Origin of the sequence: Paraburkholderia sp. SIMBA_030 (assembly GCF_046535245.1) — a bacterium.
In the GTDB taxonomy this organism is placed as follows: domain Bacteria; phylum Pseudomonadota; class Gammaproteobacteria; order Burkholderiales; family Burkholderiaceae; genus Paraburkholderia.
Genome location: NZ_JAWRXB010000009.1, coordinates 241,404 through 255,341, shown reverse-complemented (window position 1 = coordinate 255,341; position 13,938 = coordinate 241,404). Strand labels below are relative to the sequence as shown.

Annotated in this window: 13 protein-coding genes; 11 read left to right on the top strand and 2 right to left on the bottom strand. The window is 61.1% G+C overall.

Annotation, left to right across the window (positions count from 1 at the left end):
* The first annotated feature begins 52 nt into the window (after positions 1-52).
* The 11 genes from SB772_RS17790 to SB772_RS17740 all read left to right on the top strand — a co-directional run bounded on the left by SB772_RS17790 (position 53) and on the right by SB772_RS17740 (position 12,395).
* Complete coding sequence (locus SB772_RS17790; protein WP_410834535.1) at positions 53-439, top strand: response regulator transcription factor; 387 nt, start codon at positions 53-55, stop codon at positions 437-439.
* A 225-nt stretch (positions 440-664) separates the two neighbouring features.
* Positions 665-1,057 (top strand): hypothetical protein, encoded by a 393-nt coding sequence (locus SB772_RS17785; protein ID WP_410834534.1) that lies wholly within the window; start codon positions 665-667, stop codon positions 1,055-1,057.
* 16 nt (positions 1,058-1,073) lie between these two features.
* Entirely contained in the window at positions 1,074-2,402 is a 1,329-nt protein-coding gene (locus SB772_RS17780; RefSeq protein ID WP_410834533.1) for an efflux RND transporter periplasmic adaptor subunit, read from the top strand.
* A gap of 13 nt (positions 2,403-2,415) precedes the next feature.
* On the top strand, positions 2,416-5,643 hold the full coding sequence (locus SB772_RS17775; RefSeq protein WP_410834532.1) for an efflux RND transporter permease subunit: 3,228 nt from the start codon (positions 2,416-2,418) through the stop codon (positions 5,641-5,643).
* 1 nt (position 5,644) lies between these two features.
* Positions 5,645-7,159, top strand: a complete 1,515-nt coding sequence (locus tag SB772_RS17770; protein WP_410834531.1) for an efflux transporter outer membrane subunit — start codon at positions 5,645-5,647, stop codon at positions 7,157-7,159.
* On the top strand, positions 7,156-8,439 hold the full coding sequence (locus SB772_RS17765) for a paraquat-inducible protein A (RefSeq protein ID WP_410834530.1): 1,284 nt from the start codon (positions 7,156-7,158) through the stop codon (positions 8,437-8,439). The genes SB772_RS17770 and SB772_RS17765 overlap by 4 nt, the downstream gene beginning before the upstream one ends.
* Positions 8,423-10,042 (top strand): intermembrane transport protein PqiB, encoded by a 1,620-nt coding sequence (locus tag SB772_RS17760; protein ID WP_410834529.1) that lies wholly within the window; start codon positions 8,423-8,425, stop codon positions 10,040-10,042. The genes SB772_RS17765 and SB772_RS17760 overlap by 17 nt, the downstream gene beginning before the upstream one ends.
* Entirely contained in the window at positions 10,039-10,626 is a 588-nt protein-coding gene (locus tag SB772_RS17755) for a membrane integrity-associated transporter subunit PqiC (RefSeq protein ID WP_410834528.1), read from the top strand. Before SB772_RS17760 ends, SB772_RS17755 begins: the two co-directional genes overlap by 4 nt.
* Positions 10,627-11,095: 469 nt before the next feature.
* Positions 11,096-11,353, top strand: a complete 258-nt coding sequence (locus SB772_RS17750) for an RNA-binding protein (protein WP_410834527.1) — start codon at positions 11,096-11,098, stop codon at positions 11,351-11,353.
* A gap of 19 nt (positions 11,354-11,372) precedes the next feature.
* Positions 11,373-11,840 carry a hypothetical protein gene (locus SB772_RS17745; protein WP_410834526.1) on the top strand — a complete coding sequence of 156 codons (468 nt, stop codon included), beginning with the start codon at positions 11,373-11,375 and terminating at the stop codon, positions 11,838-11,840.
* Between the two features lie 3 nt (positions 11,841-11,843).
* Positions 11,844-12,395 carry a hypothetical protein gene (locus tag SB772_RS17740; RefSeq protein ID WP_410834525.1) on the top strand — a complete coding sequence of 184 codons (552 nt, stop codon included), beginning with the start codon at positions 11,844-11,846 and terminating at the stop codon, positions 12,393-12,395.
* Between the two features lie 146 nt (positions 12,396-12,541).
* Here the strand turns inward: SB772_RS17740 and SB772_RS17735 are convergent, their stop codons facing one another.
* Both SB772_RS17735 and SB772_RS17730 read right to left on the bottom strand, forming a co-directional pair.
* The gene (locus tag SB772_RS17735; protein WP_410834524.1) at positions 12,542-13,129 is read right to left on the bottom strand and encodes a hypothetical protein; all 588 of its coding nucleotides are present in this window, start codon (positions 13,127-13,129) and stop codon (positions 12,542-12,544) included.
* A 100-nt stretch (positions 13,130-13,229) separates the two neighbouring features.
* Positions 13,230-13,703, bottom strand: a complete 474-nt coding sequence (locus SB772_RS17730; protein ID WP_410834523.1) for a glycine zipper family protein — start codon at positions 13,701-13,703, stop codon at positions 13,230-13,232.
* Positions 13,704-13,938 lie beyond the last annotated feature (235 nt).

The window sequence follows — 13,938 nt, the reverse complement described above, 5'->3', positions numbered from 1 at the left end:
CTGAAGCTGCAAAAATCTACTGGCGGGAGCGATTGCGTGGTCGCGTCGTAATATGGTCAATCCCAACCAAATCGTTGCTGTGGTCGACGATGACGGATCAGTTTGCCGCGCCATCAGGCGTTTACTGCAGTCGGTCGGTATAGAGGCAGAAACGTTTTCCAGTGGTGAAGAGTTTTTGGACATGCTTTCGGCGATTCCGTCATATCGGCCTTCTTGTGTGATTCTGGATATCCAGATGCCGGGAATTAGCGGCTTGGAAGTCCAGCGTCAGCTTGCGCCGATCGGATTGCCTATCATCATTATTACCGCTCACGACGAGCTTTCCGCTCGGCAGACCGCGCTTGCGTCAGGCGCTGTCGCGTATCTGCGTAAACCATTAAACGGCGCCATCCTGATCAAGGCCGTGGAAATGGCGGTAGGCGGTACGCCGCTGACTTGAAGCACTTTCGTCCTGCTGGGCGCTATGAGACCAAGGTCCGATTGTCTCCCTTTCTCACAGCCACCAAACTGAACTAAGTGAACGCATCAATCGGCAGGCCGCTTGTCTCGCATTGGATGCGCAGCTCAATGACAAGCGGTGCGGGCACGATTTCGGCGCGCGCGCCGTGCGGTGTCCCGCCGTACGCTGCGCAGCAGCGTTCAAAGAAAATGCGGAGCCTACGCGATGAAATCCAGATCCGTTTTACTCTCGATTTTGCTCGGCGTTACAGCATTCGATGCGTCGGCTGCAGACTTCGATGGCAGCAAGCCGCTTGTCTGCGCGACGATGGAAGCGCACACATGCGATCCGGGGATTGTGTGCAACCGGTCCTTGCCGGCGGACATTGGGGCACCCAAGTTCCTTTCCCTCGATTTCCAGAAGAAATCCATCACCGGACCCGCGCGCACGACGCCCATGCTTACGGTCAACAAAGACCCGAATCAGATCGTCATCGAGGGTATGGAGATGGGATATGGGTGGACTCTCGTCGTCGATTCGGGAGACGGATCGATGACGCTGATGATCGTAAACAGCGGAGATGCAGTTGTGCTGTTCGGCAACTGTATTGCTTTGTGATCAGGCGGGTCGTGCGATGAAAACCGTCTTTGTCTTCCCCACCATGCCGCGGCCGGATTCTCGCGGGTCCGCGGCTATATCAGTCCTGTTTCGTCATCCAGTGCGCGCTCTGCGTGGGCGAACGCTGCTGCTCGCCGTTGTCGTTATCGCGTTGCTTGCCGCATGCAAGAAGCAACCCGCCGCGCCCGCAGCAGTCACGCCGGACGTGACTGTCACCACCGTGGTACAGCAGGACACCCCAGTCGACTTCGAATTTACCGCGCAAACCCAGAGTTCTCGCGAGGTCGAAATTCGGGCGCGGGTGGACGGCTTTCTCGACAAACGGATGTACGTCGAGGGGCAGATGGTCAAGGCGGGACAGACGATGTTCCAGATGGACAGGAAGCCGTTCGAGGCCGCGCTCCAGACCGCCATGGGACAACTGACACAGCAACAGGCGCGCCTCCAGGTCGCGAAGGCAAATCTCGCGCGCGTGGAACCGCTAGCTGCGCAGAACGCGTTAAGCAAGAAGGACCTGGACGATGCGATAGGAAACGAGAAGCAGGCCGCTGCAGCAGTGATCGCCGCGCGGGGAGAAGTCGAGACGGCGCAGCTCAACCTCGGATACACCACGATCAAGTCTCCGCTCACGGGTCTGTCGAGCTTTGCACGTCAGCAGGACGGCAGCTACGTCACGGCAACTGCCACCGGTTTGCTGACTTATGTGTATCAACTCGACCCGATGTGGGTGAACTTCAGTATTTCCGAAAACGAGATGTTGAGGTACAGGGACCAGATTGCAGCCGGGCAATTGCGATTCCCCCCAAACAACAATTTCGTGGTCCAGCTGATTCTGGCCGACGGCACGGTGTTTGCCGAGCGGGGTCACATCGACTTTGCGAATCCTGCCTTCAACACCGAAACGGGGACCTTTCTGGTGCGGGCGACCTTCGAGAACCCGAAAGGGACATTGCGTCCGGGCCAATTCGTGAGGGCGCGCGTCTCCGGGGCGATACGGCCCAACTCTATTCTCGTGCCGCAGCGGGCCGTATTGCAGGGCTCGAAGAGCCACTTTGTCTGGGTCGTCGACGACCAGGCGAAGGCGCACCAGCGAGTCGTCGAAGTGGGAGATTGGCACGGCGAAGACTGGTTTGTTTCCGATGGCCTCAAAGCGGGAGAGCGCATCGTGGTGGATGGCGCACTACGTGTCGCAGCGGGGTCCCAGCTCAAGATAGTCAAGAGTCCCGCTCCCGCGGGAGGCGCGGCGCCGCCTGGACAGGCTGCGTCTGAAAGCGCGGCCCCTCCGCCTTCACCGAAGGCACAGGAGCAGGCGGCGCAAGGGACCAGCAAGGGTGCGACCCAATGAAAGGGCGACCGACATGAGCATCTCGCACTATTGCATCGATCGCCCGATTTTCGCGTCGGTCATTTCGATCGTCATTACGCTAGGCGGCGCATTGGCGATGTTCGCCCTGCCGGTCGCGCAATATCCCGACATCACGCCGCCGCAGATCACTATTTCCGCCACGTATCCGGGCGCCAACGCGGAGGTCGTGGCGAACAATGTCGCCGCGCCGATCGAGCAGCAGGTCAATGGCGCGGACAACATGATCTATATGAACTCGTCGAGTTCATCCACCGGCAACCTGACGATCAATGCGTACTTCCAGATCGGTACGAACCCGGAACTGGCTCAGGTCGACGTGCAGAACCGCGTGAACCTAGCCTTGCCGCAGCTGCCGCAATCGGTTCAGGCGCAGGGCATTCAGGTGCAGAAGAAGTCGTCCGCCTTCATGATGGTGATTGCGATCTATTCGCCTTCCGACCGGTACGACCCGGTCTACATCGCGAACTTCGCCAACGTCTACGTGCTCGACGCGATCAAGCGGGTGCCGGGCGCGAACCAGTCCAGCATTTTCGGCAATCCGGATTACGCAATGCGTATCTGGCTGAAGCCCGATCGCATGGCGCAGCTGGGCGTGACAGCGGCCGACGTTCAGCGGGTGGTGGCGAATCAGAATCAGCAATTCGCAGTGGGCAGTATCGGGCAGTCGCCAACAGGCAAAACGGTTGAACAGTCGTTTGCCGTCACGACGACCGGCCGTCTGACCGAGCCGTCCGAGTTCGAAAATATCATCGTGCGCGCGACGAACGGCGGGGCGGCGATCGTGCGGATCAAGGATATCGGACGAGCCGAACTGGGGCAGAAGGACTACTCCATTCGCAGTCGATTCCAGGGCAAACCCGCGACCGTCCTCGCCGTTTATCAGCAGCCGGGCGCCAATGCGCTGGAGGTCTCGAAGAAGGTGCGCGCAACGCTTGCGGAGTTGAAACAGTCGTTTCCGGAAGGGCTGACTTATGAAATCGCAATGGATACGACCGAGTTCACCCGGGTCTCGATTTCCGACGTCATTCACACTTTCTTCGAAGCGCTGGTGCTTGTCGTCATCGTCGTTTTCGTGTTTCTGCAAAGCCTGCGCGCGACGCTGATTCCGATCGTGGCGGTGCCGGTTTCGATTGTCGGCACCTGCATGTTCATGCTTCTGATGGGCTTCTCGATCAACATGCTGACCTTGTTCGGGATGGTGCTCGCCATCGGGATCGTCGTGGACGATGCGATCGTCGTGATCGAGAACGTCGAACGAAACATAATGGTGCACAAGCTGAATCCGAAAGACGCGGCGAAAAAAGCAATGGACGAGGTAGCGGGACCGGTCGTCGCCATCGTGCTCGTGCTGTGCGCGGTGTTCGTGCCGGTGGCGTTTCTCGGCGGCATCACGGGGCAGATGTACAAGCAGTTCGCCATTACGATTGCGATATCGGTGGTGCTGTCCGGGATCGTGGCGCTGACGTTGTCGCCTGCGCTCGCCGCGCTGCTGTTGAAGAGCACCCATCATGAGAAGAAAGGCTTCTTCCGCTGGTTCGACAACAAGTTCGCCCAGATGACGGCGGGCTACTCACGAGCGGTCAAGCTGGTGATCAGGCGATTCATCATCGCCTTGCTGTTCTTCGGCGGCATGATCGTACTCGCGGTACTCATGGTGCGGTCGATTCCCTCGGCATTCCTGCCGCCGGAGGACCAGGGCTATCTGCTCGGCGCGGTCATCATGCCCGACGCGGCGAGCCTCGACCGTACCGGAGAAGTGTCGCGGCAGGTCACCGACTACTTCATGAAACAGGAGGCCGTCGGAAGCATCACGGTGGTCGACGGGTATAGCCTGCTCGATAGCCAGAATAAAAACAACGCGAGTACTTTCTTTGTCGGCTTCAAGAGTTTCGAGGACCGCTACACGTCGGCGAACATCAGGACGCAGAACGCGCGGACGGTTCTGGAAGAGGCGTACCGCCACTTCCAGAACGTGAAAGAGGGCGTGGTGGTTCCCGTCAACCCGCCGTCGATTCCCGGTCTTGGCACGACGGGCGGCACGGAAGTGTGGATTCAGAGCAAGGGCGACGCGAGCATTGCGCAACTCGCGGAGGTGGCGCAACAGTTCGTTCAGCAGGCGAGGCAGCGTCGGGAACTCACCGGCGTGACCATGACCTTCAATGCGTCGTCGCGGCAATTGCTGGTGCAGGTGGATCGCGACAAGTCCGAGACGCTCGGCGTGCCGGTCGAAGACGCGTATAGCACCATGCAGACGATGTTCGGCTCGCTGTATGTGTCGCAGTTCAACCGCTCGAGCCGGCTGTGGCAGGTGATCTTGCAGGCGGAACCTTCGTACCGGTCAAAGCCCGCCGACATCGACCAGATCTACGTGCGCAGCAAGACCGGCACGATGCTGCCGATCTCGTCGGTGGCGAGCTACCAGTTTGTCGTCGGCCCCGATCTGGTCACGCGGTTCAACAATTTCCCGGCGATCAAGATCACGGCGAATGCCGCTCCCGGATTCAGTACCGGGCAGGTGATCTCGACACTGGAAGAACTGGCGACGCAAATGCCGCCCGGCTATGACGTCGCCTGGAGCGGCGAGGCTTACGAGGAACGGCAATCGGGCGGCACGTCGGGGCTCGTCTTCGTGTTCGGCCTGGTGATGGTTTTCCTCATCCTCGCCGCGCAGTATGAGAAGTGGTCATTGCCGATCGGCGTGCTGATGGCGGTCCCGTTCGCGCTCTTCGGCGCACTGCTCGCCATCCTGCTACGCGGACTGAGCAACGATGTGTACTTCCAGATCGGGCTGACCATGCTGGTCGCACTCGCCGCCAAGAACGCGATCCTGATCTTCGAATTTGCTGTGCTGAACCGGGAGACGGGATCGTCCGTGTTCGACGCGACCATGACGGCGGCAGAAGAGCGGTTGCGTCCGATCGTGATGACGTCGCTGGCATTCATTCTCGGCTGCGTGCCGCTTGCCATCGCGACGGGCGCGTCGGCTAACAGCCGCCATTCGATTGGCACCGGGGTGATCGGCGGCATGCTCGGCGCGACGGTCATCGCCGTGTTCTTTATCCCCATGTTCTATTACCTGCTCGAATTGATGTCCTCGCGCTCCCGCGGAGGAAAGCAGACGCCGGACCGGGGGACCGCCGAGGTCGGCTCAGGCTCAACGGCGGCACCCGGGTCCGGCTCGTCGCACCGAGCGCCGTCGGCACCGCAAGAAGGTGAATGACATGCACGGGACGGTACTGGCGCGTTTGCTCGCTTTCGCTGCGCTGCTTGCGCTGGGCGGCTGCCTGCTTGGTCCCGACTACGTGCGGCCCAAGGTGGAAGTGCCTGCCACTTATCGCTTCGCGCAGGGCGAGGCCGCCGAGATTGCCAACGTGACGTGGTGGGAACAGTTTCAGGATCCTGTGCTCGACCAGCTTATTGCAACCGCGCTGCTGGAGAACCGTGATGTCAAGATCGCGGCCGCGCGGGTCGACGAGTTTCAAGGCCAGTTCGTCACGACGCGCTCCGGACTCTTTCCACAAGTGGGCGCGGGCGCGGATGCGTCTCGCCAACGCGCGTCGCAGGCGGCGGGGATACCCATACCGAACGGCATCAGTCCCATCTACAACCAGTTCGACGCGACGTTGTCCGTTGCGTGGGAAATCGATCTTTTCGGCAAGGTTCGCCGCCAGACCGAAGCTGCCCGGGCCAACCTGCTGGCAAGCGAGGAGGGCCGCCGGGCCACGATTCTGACGCTGGTCAGTTCCGTCGCTTCCGCCTACATCAACTTGCGCAATCTCGATCGGCAACTGGAGATTGCCACGGAAACGGTGAAAAGCCGCGACGAATCGGTGCGCGTCTTTACGGCGCGATTCAAGGGCGGCGAGGTGTCGCAAATGGAACTGGCCCAAAGCCAGTCGGAGTACGAGGCCGCGAAAGCCACCATTGCGCAGATCGAAATGCAGATCGCCCAGCAGGAAAACGCGTTGTCCGTGCTGATCGGCAAGAATCCGGGCGCCATTCTGCGCGGTCGCGAACTGTCGGCGATGGGTGAGCCGCCGATTCCGAACGGGCTGCCCTCCGAGTTGCTCGAACGCCGTCCGGATCTGCTGCAGGCCGAGCAGGCACTGGTTGCCGAAAACGCCCTGATCGGTGCGGCAAAGGCGCTTTACTTTCCGTCCATCTCGCTGACGGGGCTGTTCGGTACGGTCAGCGCGCAATTCTCGAATCTGTTCACCGGCCCGGCTCGGGTCTGGTCTTTTGCCGGCAGTGTGACACAGCCCATCTTCACGGCGGGCAATATCTCCGGGCAGGTGCGGCAGGCCGAGGCGCGCCAACAGGAAGCGCTGTTCTCCTACGAAAAATCGATTCAGGTGGCGTTCCAGGAAGTCGAGGACGCGCTCATCTCCGTGCAGAAGACCCACGAGCAGTTGACCGTGGTGGGCAACCAGGTCGAGGCGCTGCACACCTACGCCCGGCTCGCGCGTCAGCGTTACGAAGGCGGTTATACCAGCTACATCGAAGTGCTCGACGCTGAACGAAGCCTCTTCAACGCACAACTGAGCTATACGCAGACGCAGGGGGCCGAGCTGACGTCGTTCGTCAGCCTCTACAAGGCGATGGGCGGCGGCTGGGTTCTCGATGCGGAGAAACGGTCGGTTCCCCCGCCCGCACCATCGACGCCGGCGGACACCGCGCCCGTCGCGCGCGGCGCGGCCCCGACCGGCGAACCGGCGGTCGCCCTGGAGGCGAGATGACACGCCAGGAGATCATCGCGTGCGAGGAGTGCGACCTGCTTCAGCTTGCAGCGCCAGTCACTCCCGGCAGCTCGTTGCGTTGCCGCCGGTGTCACGCCGAGCTGAGAAGGGGACGCACCAACGGCCCCGAATATGCGCTCGCATTTACGCTCGCTTCGGCGGTCCTGATCGTCATCTCGAACGTCTTTCCGATCGTCGGTTTGTCGCTCAACGGCAACCTCGTTCAAACGACGCTGGCCGGCTCGGTCCGCATGCTTTACAGCCACGGCACCTGGCCGCTCGCGGTGCTGGTCTGCCTGACGACGATTCTCATGCCGGTGCTGCAGACCGTGGCGATGCTGTGGCTGCTCGTGCCGTTGCATCTGGGGCGAGTGCCTTGGCGCTCGGCCGAAGGCTTCCGGCTGTTTCAACTGGCGCGGCCATGGGGCATGACCGAGGTTCTGATCCTCGGTCTGCTCGTCGCGCTCGTCAAGCTGGCGCACGTCGCGAAGGTCGTGCCGGGCACGGCGTTGTGGTCGTTCGTCGCGCTGATGCTGCTGCTTGCCGCAGCGTCGGCGGCATTCGATCCGCGTGAGATATGGTCGCGCATCGGCGCCGGAAGAAATACCGGGAACGCCTGGGCGCTGCCTGCGTTGAAGCTCCGGCGCCGTGCGGTGACGGCATCCGCCTATGGGCTCGTGCTGTGCGAAGAGTGCGGGCTGCTGGTCGGGAATCCGGCGCGCTCGGGCCTGCACGAATGCCCGCGCTGCAGATCGCACTTGCATATTCGCAAGCCCGCGAGTCTCTCGCGGACGTGGGCCTATCTGATGGCCGCGATCGTGCTGTATATCCCGGCGAATGTGCTGCCGGTGATGAACACGAGTTCACTCTTCGGCGCGCAGAAAGACACGATCATGAGCGGTGTGGTCTATCTATGGGTATCCGGTTCATGGCCGCTCGCTGTTCTCGTGTTCATCGCGAGCATCATGGTGCCGATGCTCAAGATCCTGGGCCTCGCATATCTGGCGGGCTCCACCCAGCTTCATTCGCAATGGCTTCCTGAGCAGCGCACCAGGATTTACCGCGTGATCGAACTGGTGGGGCGCTGGTCCATGCTCGATATCTATGTGATCACGATGCTCGTCGCGCTGGTGCAATTCAAGGCGCTGGCGACGATCGAGGCCGGCCCGGCAGCGATAGCGTTCGGGGCGGTCGTGGTGCTGACACTGCTGGCGTCGATGTCTTTCGACCCTCGCCTCATCTGGGACGCAGCGGGGAGAAATCATGTCGGGGCCAAATGACGAGCCTGATGTCCCCGAGCTGCCCCCGGCGGACCCGATTCCGCGCTCGCGCTGGCGCATGCAACTGGTGTGGCTCGTGCCGATCGTCGCGGTGCTGATCGGCGGATGGCTGGCGACGAAGGCCATATTGGAGCGCGGCGAGATGATCACCATCAGCTTCAAGACCGGCGAGGGTCTTGAAGCCGGGAAAACCAAGCTCAAGTTCAAGGATGTCGACATCGGCGTGGTCGAAGCGGTGAACCTGTCGCCGGACCACAGGAACGTCGTCGCAAAGGCCGAGGTCGCTCGCGACGTGGCGAATCTGCTCGTCGACAACACGCGGTTCTGGGTGGTTCGCCCGCGCATTTCAGGCGGCACGGTCTCGGGGCTCGGCACGCTTCTGTCTGGCTCGTATATCGACGTCGATGTCGGCAACGCGCGAAAAATGCGTCGCGATTTCGTCGGACTCGAGGACCCGCCAGTCTTTGCGAGCGACGTACCGGGGCACGAGTTCACGTTGAAAGGCTCGGGACTCGGCTCGCTGGACGTGGGTACGCCGGTCTATTTCCGCCGGCTTCGGGTCGGCCAGATCGCCTCCTACCAATTGGACCCGGATGGCCGGGGTGTCACGCTGAAGGTGTTTGTCAATGCACCCTACGACCGCTTCGTGAGAACCGATACGCGCTTCTGGCACGCAAGCGGGGTGGACATGACCGTCGATACCAACGGTGTGCGTGTCGAAACCCAGTCGATCGTCTCCATCATCATCGGTGGGGTGGCGTTCGAGTCGCCGCCGGGGTCGCAGGAAGAGACCAACGCCGCGCCCGACACACAGTTCACGCTGTACGAAACGCGTGCTGACGCGATGAAACAGCATGATCGCATCGTCGATAAATACGTGGTGAATTTCGTGGATTCGGTGCGCGGCTTGACGGTTGGCGCGCCTGTCGATTTCCGCGGCATCGTGATAGGGGAAGTGACGGCAATCTATACGCGCTTCGACCCGGTGCACAATCGTTTCAGCATTCCCGTCGAAATTCAGATCTATCCGGAGCGTTTTACGTCACGCTACCAGAGCGGCCGCGCCGGGGGGCGTATCACCGACGACCCGCACGGAATTGCGAACTATCTGGTGGAACACGGATTCCGCTTCCAGCTCAGGAGCGGCAATCCGCTGACGGGCCAGCTTTACGTCGCGCTCGACTATTTCCCGGATGCGCCCACGGCGACGATAGACTGGAGCAAGTCGCCGCCGGAATTGCCTGCGATACCGCGCACGCTCCAATCGCTACAGGACTCCGTCACGCGGTTGCTGGCCAAGCTCAATACCATTCCGTTCGAGGGGATCGGCAACGATGCGCGCACGACTATACGCACGACGAACGCCCTGATTTCCCAGCTCAATACCGAGGTCGTGCCAAAGGCTCATGACACGCTGACGTCGGCGCAAACCGCGCTCGATTCCGCGAACAGCGCGCTGCAACCGGATTCGTCGTTGCAGCAATCCACGGAAGACGCGATGCGCGAATTGACCCGCACCGCCGCGTCGCTTCGCACGCTCGCCGACTATCTGTCGCGGCATCCGGAAGCGCTGGTTCGCGGCAAGTCGGAGGACAAACCATGAGATACGCAAGGGCCTGCTTCATTCTCGGACTGGTCACCGTGCTGCTCGGCGGATGCAAGTCGCCATCGGCCAGTTTCTTTGCGCTGGGCCCCGACCCGTCGCTCGCCAGTTCCGGCGCGACGAGGCCCGTCTCCGTGGTGATCGGTCCTGTCACGGTGCCGGACATGGTCGACCGGCCGCAGATCGTGACGCGGGTCGGCGACAACGAAGTAGCGGTCAATGAATTCGCCCTTTGGGCGCAGCCGTTGAAAGGCGATATTGCGCGCGTGATTGCCGCTGACCTTGGCGCGCTGCTGAACTCGCAGCAAGTGTCGGTCTTCGACAGAGCTTACGACCCGCTGACGGTATGGCATGTGCGTCTCGATGTGATGGGCTTCGAGTCCGTGCCAGGGCGGGACGTAACCGTCGATGTGCAATGGGCTGTGCGCCCACCTGGGAAGACGCGCTCGGTCGTGGGCCGCTCCGTTGCTCGCGAGATCGTGTCCGGCCCGGGTTTCGATCCGATTGTCGCGGCTCATGATCGCGCGCTGGCGTCGGTCAGCCGTGATATTGCGGCGGCGGTACAGGCGAGCGGCTTTCAGTGACATGGTTGCCTCGGCAGCATTCGTCAAGATTGTGAGGCTCGTGCCGATCGAAGTGGTCGACTGTGGCCTGATGAACGCCTCGACGGGCAAAGGCGGAGGCAATGAACCTACCTGCTGCCCTCCGATGGAGAAATAGGACCTTGGTCCGATTGGCAGATATCTGAACTCCCCACACCATGAAAATAAAATCGGATAGTGCGGCTTGATGCAATCGCGCTCCCATGTGGCATTGCGGCAAGGGCTGCCGCGACTGCTCCGCCGTTCCGCCCAAATCTGCGCGAAAAAGCGCACAACCCGACTTTCGGGTAAGCATGTTGGCGGCGGCGCTAAAAGAGCGCGCGAACCGCACGGTCATTGCCACGGGCTGTGCTCGCCTCGTGCACCCTTCAGGAGTCGCCGAATGGACGCAATGACGAAGTAGTCCCGCAGTCTGGACATTGCCTAGAGCAACTGTCAAGGAGCGACCATCATGGCTGAACTGCTGCTTGGAAATGTGGAAGAAACCGTCTCTGATGAGGAACTCAGCGAGTTCCTGATAAGGTATGGATTTCCTCAGTGCAGTGCGATCCGACGTATTGCCGGTGCAGGCTCGCGGCCGGCGGCGTTGGTGATCTTCAATGACGCGACTGCCGACGGGCTGCGAAAACTGCAGTCGCGTATTCACAACATGTACTGGAAGAACCGCACGATCACGGCGCTGCTTCTTCCTGAGCGTGACGAATCATAGATAGCGGCTGGAGCGGGACATGGGTCTGCTGTCGTGGTTATTGACCGGAAAACGCACACCTGCAGAAGGCGATGTCCAGCAGACGAAGGAAATCGTCGATCGGATCGTCAAGCTCAGTCCGCAATTGCGTCTCGCGCGTGACTACGAGGCACGTATGGCGCCCGCCGTGCACAAAGCGATCGATTATCTGACGCGCCTCGCGGAAGAGGTGCCGGCCGCGTGTGAAGCAGGCGCGGCTGCCTGGACAACGGACCCGTACATTCACGCTTTCTTTGCCGCGCCTGAAGATGTTTGCCCGGTCTTTAGCCACTCGGAGGCGGTGCGCGCCTACTTCCGCGATCACCCTGAGGCGGAGGAAGCCTTCGCCGTACTCGGAATGGCCATCATGGAAAAGCGCATTCTCGGCGTGGCGCAACATGGAGCAACGATCCGGGCCGACGTCTTGCAGACGAGCGTCAGCTTTAGCGATCATCAGGTGCGCGTTTGAGGTGTGTCGGAAGCCGCACTTCGGCGGGAAATTGTTCTGCGGGTCATCGATCAGCTTGCGCTGGAGGGAATCAGCAAAATCGAGGCGGACGGGTCACGGCGTGATTCGCTCGAACAGGAGCGGGCGCTACTCAGGACACGCCTTGCGCTTCTTGAGCGGCAGGGGGCAGGGGTGCGCTCGCTGCTGGGCAGCGAAGCGTCGTGCGGCCCGGCGGAAGTCATGCGCCTGCAGGCGCGGATCGACGAGAATAATCAGGCTCTGACGAGTCTCGGCCTGAAGACCGATGCGCTAGAGCGAGAGCTGGATGTGATTTGCGGCGTGCTGTCGTCACCGGACTCACATTTCTACGTCCTGAAGAAGACATTCCGGCTGGACCGATTGAACGTCATCGTGGAGGAAGCGGGCATCCGCCCGGCAGAAGAAATAGAGTTTCGGATAGCCCGTTTGCCTGCGAGTCCAGATACGATGCGCGCCTATGCGATGGTGCGCTTTCAGCGTAGCAACCTTCTGCCCGTCCGCAACATGTTGACGGAAGCCGGACGGTTGCTGATTTGACGGAAGGCCTCTCATGCCCCGCGCCGGGCACCTCGTGAAACAGGCTTGTAGGTGAAAATACGACACGCCAGGCTCGACTGCCAGGAACGATGTCGAACTACGTCATGAAGCAAATGCAGGAGCAGGCGCTTACGGCGCCTGCAAGGCTATTTGCTGGCCTGAGGTTCGACGGAAATTGCAACAGCCTCGTTGTAGACCACTTCCATCTGATCGCCTTTTTTGATTCGCTTGAGCTGCTCGGGATCCTGCACGACCAGGTCCAGAGAATTGCCTTGCGGGCCCTTCAATGTCACGACGCCAGTGTGAGTGTTGATCGCGGTGACATTGGCCACGACAGTGACCTCTCGGGCAGCGGTACCTCCCGGCTTCGCGCCGAGTGGCGTACGCTCCAGCGTCTGATTTTCCTTGGCGGCCAGAGGAGCACCACCCTTTTTAAGTGTGACGGTAAGCGCCTGTGAGTATTCAGCAGTGACCACATCACCGATCTTGAGCTGGTCGAAGTTGCGCGCTTCTTCACCCACCACGAGCTGCACGACCTTTCCTTTGGCATCCTTAAGCCAGACGGTTCGCGTGGCCGGTTCGATACCCACTACAGTCGAGGTCGTCTTGACCGTTCCAGTCACGGATACCTTGCCGGGCGCGCTCGTGACGGCCACTTGTGGCTCCGTCTGTGCGAAGCCCGTGTTTGTGAGAGCCACGAGCGTCGCCACGATGATGAGTTTGCTGTTTCTCATGCTGCTCTCCTTTTACGCATACGCGCACACTGTTTTGCGGCCTGATTGGCCGCCTTTTCCTTCATGACGGAGGCGCGTCGCGCTGCCTTTACGATGCCGCTCACTTGATCGTGTAGCCACGACCTTCCATGCAAGCGGCATAGGCACGGTTGAAGGTGTCCATAGCGCCTTGCGACTGCGACTGCGCGGATGTCGCCGCAGCGCGCCGGTTTTGCCGGGCGCGCGAGCCGCCGACCATCGTTCCGGCCGTGGCGCCAATCGCCGCGCCTTTTCCTGCGTCACCGGCTATGGCTCCGATCACCGCTCCGCCGGCCGCGCCACGCGCCGCGCCTTGAACGCGTTCGCCTCCGCCCACTGCTGGTCCAGAAGGCGGTGGCGGGGCGTTGGCCACGGCAGTTGGATCGACTCCGGTGTTAGTCTTGGCCCACGAATAACATGCTCCGTCGTCCTCCTGCTGTTTTTGCTGGCTTTGACCCTTGGCGGGATAGGCGACCGGTTTTCCCTGCGCGGCGACGTCAACTGATATCCATGCGGCTAACGTGGCAAAAACGCAGTACTTCGTTAACGTATTCACGACAACTCCTTGCTTGAGCCCACGCTAATGCAGGTCACCGGCCACCTGAATGCGTTGCCGTAACCGACACCGGTCATGGCAATTCTGCCCGGATCTCGCGCTGGGCGATGTGTGTGCAGCACGGCAGGTTGGCTTTTATCATTGCGTTCCCGTCATACCGCGCGCAATCGGACCAAGGTCGTATTTGCCGTCCGGCACCTCGTCAGTCTCTGAGTCGATGATCTAAGACCAAGGT

Coding starts and splice junctions, on each gene's coding strand:
- SB772_RS17780 (WP_410834533.1), top strand. CDS start 1,074: ATGAAAACCGTCTTTGTCTTCCCCACCATGCCGCGGCCGGATTCTCGC.
- SB772_RS17770 (WP_410834531.1), top strand. CDS start 5,645: ATGCACGGGACGGTACTGGCGCGTTTGCTCGCTTTCGCTGCGCTGCTT.
- SB772_RS17745 (WP_410834526.1), top strand. CDS start 11,373: ATGGGTCTGCTGTCGTGGTTATTGACCGGAAAACGCACACCTGCAGAA.
- SB772_RS17765 (WP_410834530.1), top strand. CDS start 7,156: ATGACACGCCAGGAGATCATCGCGTGCGAGGAGTGCGACCTGCTTCAG.
- SB772_RS17775 (WP_410834532.1), top strand. CDS start 2,416: ATGAGCATCTCGCACTATTGCATCGATCGCCCGATTTTCGCGTCGGTC.
- SB772_RS17750 (WP_410834527.1), top strand. CDS start 11,096: ATGGCTGAACTGCTGCTTGGAAATGTGGAAGAAACCGTCTCTGATGAG.
- SB772_RS17735 (WP_410834524.1), bottom strand. CDS start 13,129: ATGAGAAACAGCAAACTCATCATCGTGGCGACGCTCGTGGCTCTCACA.
- SB772_RS17785 (WP_410834534.1), top strand. CDS start 665: ATGAAATCCAGATCCGTTTTACTCTCGATTTTGCTCGGCGTTACAGCA.
- SB772_RS17790 (WP_410834535.1), top strand. CDS start 53: ATGGTCAATCCCAACCAAATCGTTGCTGTGGTCGACGATGACGGATCA.
- SB772_RS17755 (WP_410834528.1), top strand. CDS start 10,039: ATGAGATACGCAAGGGCCTGCTTCATTCTCGGACTGGTCACCGTGCTG.
- SB772_RS17760 (WP_410834529.1), top strand. CDS start 8,423: ATGTCGGGGCCAAATGACGAGCCTGATGTCCCCGAGCTGCCCCCGGCG.